At 70.5% G+C, this 1,653-nt stretch carries 1 protein-coding gene; it reads left to right on the top strand.

Going from position 1 to position 1,653, the window contains the following annotated elements; translation table 11 throughout:
- Positions 1-133: 133 nt before the first annotated feature.
- Positions 134-1,633 (top strand): IS21 family transposase, encoded by a 1,500-nt coding sequence (gene istA, locus AB0J67_RS41000; protein WP_363491210.1) that lies wholly within the window; start codon positions 134-136, stop codon positions 1,631-1,633.
- Positions 1,634-1,653 lie beyond the last annotated feature (20 nt).

The following is a 1,653-nucleotide window of genomic DNA, read 5'->3' as shown; positions in this document are numbered from 1 at the left end:
TGTCGGCGGACGTGGCAAAGTCCCCAACGGCGGTCATGAAGCGTCCCCGCTGGTGGACATGAACGCTCCCCGCTGATGGACATCTGACCTCCCCATCTGGTCCGGGCTGCCGCTCTTGGCAGAGTGTGCGCCCGTGAAATCGAATGAGGAGATCATGGAAATTTTGGCTGCTTACGACCTGACGGGCAGTTACCGCAAAGCGGCTGAATTGGCCGGCTGCGACCACCACACCGTTCGGCGGTATGTGCAGCTTCGCGGGACCGGCGTCGATCCCGCGACCCGCCAGCCCCGCCCGAAGATGATCGACGCGTTCCTGCCCAAGGTCGAGGAACTGGTCGAGGCGTCGTTCGGCAAGATCGGCGCCGACCAGGTCCACAAGAAGCTGGTCGCGATGGGCTATGACGGCACCGACCGGACCACGCGGCGGGCGGTGGCCGCGGCGAGGCAGGCGTTCCGGGCCGGGCACCGGCGGGTGCACCGGCCCTGGGTGACCGAGCCAGGACTGTGGATGCAGTGGGACTGGGGCGAAGGCCCACGGCTGGACGGTCGGCGCACGTCGCTGTGGTGCTGCTGGCTGGCCTGGTCACGGTTCCGGGTCGTGATCCCGGTCCTGGACCGCACCATTCCCACGGTCGCAGCGTGCCTGGACGCGACGTTCCGGGCGTTCGGCGGGGTGCCGACCTACTGCCTGACCGACAACGAGAAGACCGTGACCACCGGCCATATCGCCACGATCCCGGTCCGCAACCCCGACATCGTGCCGATCGGCAGGTTCTACGGCACGGTGATCCGCACCTGCGTGCCGGCCGACCCGGCGTCCAAGGGCGGCGCCGAGAACGCGGTGAAGATCGCCAAGCGGGACCTGGTTCCCACCCTGACCAACCTGCGCGGCGCCTACGAGACGTTCACGCAGATCGAACAGGCCTGCGACGAGTTCATGGCCGAGGTCAACACCCGGGTGCACCGCGAGACCCGCCGCCGCCCGGTGGAGATGCTCGACGAGGAACGGTTCCGGCTGCACCGGGTGCCCGAGCAGCCCTTCACCGCGGCGTTCGGCACCACCCGGCAGGTCCACGACAAGGACTCCACCATCCGCGTCGACCAGGTGCGCTACTCGGTGCCGCACCAGCACGCCGGCCGGCAGGTGTTCGTGCGCTGGCACGGCGACGAACTCGTCGTCACCGGCATCGTCGACGGCGTCGCGGCCGAGATCACCCGCCACCGCCGCTCGACCCCGGGCAACCCCGTCATCGTCGACGCCCACTACCCGCCCTCAGCCCGCGGCCAGCGCACCCCACGCCCGCAGAACGCGGCCGAGGAGGCGTTCCTGGCCATCGGCCCCGGCGCCGCGTCATGGCTGGAAGAGGCCGCCGCCGAAGGAGTACGCGGGATCGCGTCGAAGATGGCCGAGGCCGTGGCCATGGCCAAGCTGCGCGGTGTCGCCGCGGTCGACCGGGCCCTGGGGACCGCGGCTATGGCCGGCCGGTTCGCCGACGCCGACCTACGCTCGATCCTCGACCACCAGGCCCTCGGCGACGGCACCACGGCGCCCAGCCGCGCCACCGAGAACCACAGCCTGCAGCCCGGCACCCGCGGCTGGACAGGCTTCGGCCAGCCACCCGCCCGGCCCTGACCACCCCAACCCTCACCAAT

This window comes from Catellatospora sp. NPDC049609 (genome assembly GCF_040675365.1).
Lineage (GTDB): Bacteria > Actinomycetota > Actinomycetes > Mycobacteriales > Micromonosporaceae > Catellatospora.
This window is presented reverse-complemented; position numbering and strand designations above follow the sequence as displayed.